This window comes from Paenibacillus sp. FSL H7-0331 (assembly GCF_001956045.1).
The window spans coordinates 1-3183 of record NZ_MRTH01000110.1 but is presented as its reverse complement, the minus strand read 5'-3'; the positions used below and the strand labels follow the sequence as shown (position 1 = coordinate 3183).

7 protein-coding genes and 1 pseudogene are annotated in these 3183 nt (G+C 33.6%); all 8 read right to left on the bottom strand.

Features of this window, described 5'->3' with window-relative positions; genetic code table 11:
• Window positions 1-133 precede the first annotated feature (133 nt).
• Window positions 134-444: pseudogene (locus tag BK127_RS45475) on the bottom strand (NucA/NucB deoxyribonuclease domain-containing protein); the annotation flags it as partial.
• Between the two features lie 153 nt (window positions 445-597).
• Complete coding sequence (locus BK127_RS41780; protein WP_083689993.1) at window positions 598-912, bottom strand: helix-turn-helix domain-containing protein; 315 nt, start codon at window positions 910-912, stop codon at window positions 598-600.
• 65 nt (window positions 913-977) lie between these two features.
• A complete protein-coding gene (locus BK127_RS41775; RefSeq protein ID WP_076238525.1) occupies window positions 978-1406 on the bottom strand; it encodes an ankyrin repeat domain-containing protein in 429 nt (142 codons plus the stop codon).
• A 28-nt stretch (window positions 1407-1434) separates the two neighbouring features.
• Complete coding sequence (locus tag BK127_RS44410; protein WP_076238524.1) at window positions 1435-1620, bottom strand: hypothetical protein; 186 nt, start codon at window positions 1618-1620, stop codon at window positions 1435-1437.
• Window positions 1621-1647: 27 nt separating this feature from the next.
• Window positions 1648-1920 carry a hypothetical protein gene (locus BK127_RS41765; protein ID WP_076238523.1) on the bottom strand — a complete coding sequence of 91 codons (273 nt, stop codon included), beginning with the start codon at window positions 1918-1920 and terminating at the stop codon, window positions 1648-1650.
• A 44-nt stretch (window positions 1921-1964) separates the two neighbouring features.
• Entirely contained in the window at window positions 1965-2273 is a 309-nt protein-coding gene (locus tag BK127_RS41760) for a hypothetical protein (protein WP_076238522.1), read from the bottom strand.
• Window positions 2274-2353: 80 nt separating this feature from the next.
• The gene (locus BK127_RS41755) at window positions 2354-2761 is read right to left on the bottom strand and encodes a hypothetical protein (RefSeq protein WP_076238521.1); all 408 of its coding nucleotides are present in this window, start codon (window positions 2759-2761) and stop codon (window positions 2354-2356) included.
• A 148-nt stretch (window positions 2762-2909) separates the two neighbouring features.
• A partial coding sequence (locus BK127_RS41750) for a transposase (RefSeq protein WP_179097831.1) occupies window positions 2910-3183 on the bottom strand: 274 nt, incomplete at its 5' end.

Below are 3183 nucleotides of genomic sequence, written 5' to 3'. Positions count from 1 at the left end.
AGCAGAACTATTTATCCACTCACTTATTCGTTTTACTTTTCGACCATGCGCCCAAGTAACATCAGGTTTATTCACTATATAGAAAATCGAATTATAATCCATATTAAACACTCCTTTTAAAAGAAACTTTTTATCACTTAACAATAAACTTAACTTTTGTCCCATCAGAATATTTCTCTAACTGATTACTAACCCAAGATCCAGCACCACGATTGTCAGAGGGGTCTATGTACTTTATATCTGCTCCTGTTCCTCTTCGGCACACATAGCCATAGGAAATTCATCTCGGTCTAAATTAGGCTTTGTAGGAACACCTTTAAGTGATTTTTTTCGATTATCTTCTGCTCCCTTTCGATCTATTGTACACACTGAAGACTCTCCATGTTCGATGGCCTCTTTTATATGAGCTGCTGTCTCCGGAAATCTATCAGAAGGGAAATAGATGTATAAGCTGCCTCAGCATCATTGTTATGATTAATTGTCTGGACTGAAAATAGTTCGGGCTTATAAAAATATAAGAGTGCGATAATACAGAAGATAACGAGAGTAAAAAGCTTTGATTTTCTTTTCATTATAACTATCCTTTAAAATGGATTTTTATTGACTCTTTTCAGACAAACTTTTAACTAACTCAATAATAAGGGATTGGTTATGTTCGGTCAGTTTGTGAAAGTTGCTTAAAAATTCTGAATCAACATTGTCTTCAATAGATAACTCTTCGAATCCAAGTAGTTTGTCAATTGAAACCTTAAAATAGTCACCTAATTGCTTTAAACGTTCTATATTAGGTGTATCATTTTGTGACTCATACCTGCGAATATTAGACTCAGGAATGTCTAATTCTGTAGCCAATTTACTTTGACTTATTCCTCTTGCTTTCCTCAGAGTTCGTAGAGACTCACTAAATTTTATTTACATTTAATTAATTCACCCTCATGAAATTGACCTTTTATTGTTTTCAATACAATATCATTGTTTTATAAGATACTATTGCTAGAATAGTGTTCAAGAAAATCAATGATTTTCTTTGAATGATATGATTTTGCAATATCTATAGGGGATTCACCTCGACTATCCTTCTTGTCTACTTCTGCCCCATTGTCCAGCAAGAATTTAATCATGTCTAAAGGTTCTTCTCCTTGTTCTCCACCAGTTTGAATTGTCCCATCAATAGATAAATCTACAGCTTGATGTAAAGGAGTCCATCCACCAGAACTTTGAAAATTTACATCTGCTCCATTATTAAGCAGGAATTCAACCATTTCTTTTCTATCATTTTCTACCGCATATACGAGTAAAGTCCAGCCTGTTTCGCTCTTACAGTTAATATCTATGCCTGTTGATAAAACATTTTTTAAGTATTCAATATCGCCCACAGCTGCAGCAGTAAATATTTTATTGTTCATACAGTCCTCCTGCGTTAAAAGTGAATTTTCATGGCAATTCAATTTCGGCATAATGGGTAACTTCATCTCCATCGACATTACAGTTGTCATCAGGAAACCACTTAAATTCCTCTCCATCAAACGTATAATAACCAAATCCAACATTGCTTCCATCCGTGATTAAATGTCTAATATTGACCTTTGGCTCACTTTCTCCAACTTTTATCCACTCCATCTAAATCCCACCATTTTCCCATGAAAGTCAGTTTTCATCGAATTTAATTTGCCAGTCAAATTCTTTGTCAATATTGTAGTTTCGTTTTAAAGGTATTCCCATAAACAGCAATTCGTTCTCTTCCTGATCCATCTTTAATTCCAGCATATGTGGCGGAGATGAAGCGACAAGCAAACTGTATTTTCCAGGACACAAATGAATCTCTTCTATTCTCTTTCCTTTTGCCTGTTCCTCTTTAACTGATAATTCTAGTCGTTCAGAAAAATCTTTTAAATATTCATTCGATAATATTTTCGTCAAAACATTCAATCCTCCTAAAACTAGTATTTTATTGTTGATTGTATTCAATCTGGTAATTCAATTAATTTTCTAAGAAAGTCACCTTGTCTTATGCTCATCTGTTGTTTTTCCTGATTGTATACCCAGCCGTTTTCAATAGCATACTTAATTAAAGTTGAACATGTATCTGGTAGGTTAAGGTTGTAGTACCAAGATTCTTCCCATGAAAAGAATACTTCAAAAAAGGTTGTTTTAGTATTGTGTGGATACACTCGAAACGAAACAGACTCATTTCTGAAAAATTCGTTAATTACACAATGAAATCGAAAACCATTCACTGTTACTTTTTTGAATCGTTTTCTAAATGGTTTCAAACATATCACCTCTAATGATAAAACCAGTCTTTATTGAAAATTTATGAAAACAACTTATTTGCATCACAATTTTTTTATTATCATACGTCTTGCGTACGTCCGTTTGTATTAACAATTTTATTGATCCGTAATTCTAATTTTTCTTTGTTCGCAATTTCTTTTGGAATGAATCCATACTGATTACATAAACTCAAATAGTAATTTTCTCTATCTGGAGTTGGCCTATTATTTATGAATCTTTCAATTTCTTCTGCAACATCTTTGGTGAAACCTTCATTTTGAAAAGCGTTCTCAATCTCGATATAAAAATCTTTGCTATCGTACTTCTTACTGCCAATGTACTTAGACTTCACTTTCTTTAAAATTGCTGAAACATCCGCTGTAGTGTAATCATTTAATACATGACCCTTCAATTCTCGCGTGTATTTATCAATAAAAACACCCAAACTTTTTCTTGCTGAGTCCGAAATAGTTACAATACTATGCATACTCACTTCAACTCCTTCTACTAATAATTTAATCCTTACAATGAAATCCGTGTTTTATTGTAGCTTGTCCTTATTGTTTCCAATACGGGAGACGTAGGAATATATCTTATTAAAAAATTTGCGGAGAAATAGATCTATATAAGTTGAACTAAAATTGTTCAGTAATTTGGTCGCTTTCTAAGCGAAGGCATAGGCGATCTATAATTGTCGGAGCATCGAGAGCTATGTTCATCATAAATGCAGCAACTTTCTTACGGATCTCGGCAACAGAATGAAAAAATACATTGTTAATGACATCTGACTTCAGCCATTTCCAAAGTCCTTCGACCAAGTTCAGTTGCGGGCTGTAGGGTGGCAAGAAAACCAATTCCAGACGTTTATGGTGACTTTCCAAAAAAGGTTGAAGTAACTTCGCATGATGA

What these genes read in the sequence shown, in the direction of transcription:
- BK127_RS41755 (WP_076238521.1), bottom strand. Translation starts at nt 2,761, where the DNA reads ATGCATAGTATTGTAACTATTTCGGACTCAGCAAGAAAAAGTTTGGGT.
- BK127_RS41775 (WP_076238525.1), bottom strand. Translation starts at nt 1,406, where the DNA reads ATGAACAATAAAATATTTACTGCTGCAGCTGTGGGCGATATTGAATAC.
- BK127_RS44410 (WP_076238524.1), bottom strand. Translation starts at nt 1,620, where the DNA reads ATGGAGTGGATAAAAGTTGGAGAAAGTGAGCCAAAGGTCAATATTAGA.